The organism is Sulfitobacter sp. HI0129 (assembly GCF_001635395.1).
Classification (GTDB): Bacteria; Pseudomonadota; Alphaproteobacteria; order Rhodobacterales; family Rhodobacteraceae; genus Sulfitobacter.
In genome coordinates this window covers 1-261 of the sequence record NZ_LWGH01000155.1, presented here as the reverse complement: position 1 = coordinate 261, position 261 = coordinate 1, and the positions used below count along the sequence as shown (strand labels likewise).

Below are 261 nucleotides of genomic sequence, written 5' to 3'. Positions count from 1 at the left end.
ACGTGCCTCGGGTCCCGTCAGGCGGAAATTCACCGGCACGGCGACCAGCCCCGCCTTGGCGACGGCGGCATAGATCTCCGCCCATTCTACGCGGTTGTAGGCCAACACCGCCACCCGGTCGCCCGGGGCGAGCCCGAGGCCCAGCAATCCGTTCGCGAGCTGGCACGCGCGCCTGTTCCATTCCGCGAAGCTCATCTGGCGTTCAAGATCGCGCGCCCCGATGCGGTCGGGCTGGAGCCGTGCCTGCGCCGTCAGCATCTG

1 protein-coding gene is annotated in these 261 nt (G+C 69.7%); it reads right to left on the bottom strand.

All coding sequences use genetic code 11. The annotated features are described in order from the left end of the window. The coding region (locus A3764_RS01430) for an AMP-binding protein (RefSeq protein WP_201722388.1) at positions 1-261 on the bottom strand (261 nt) is incomplete at both ends.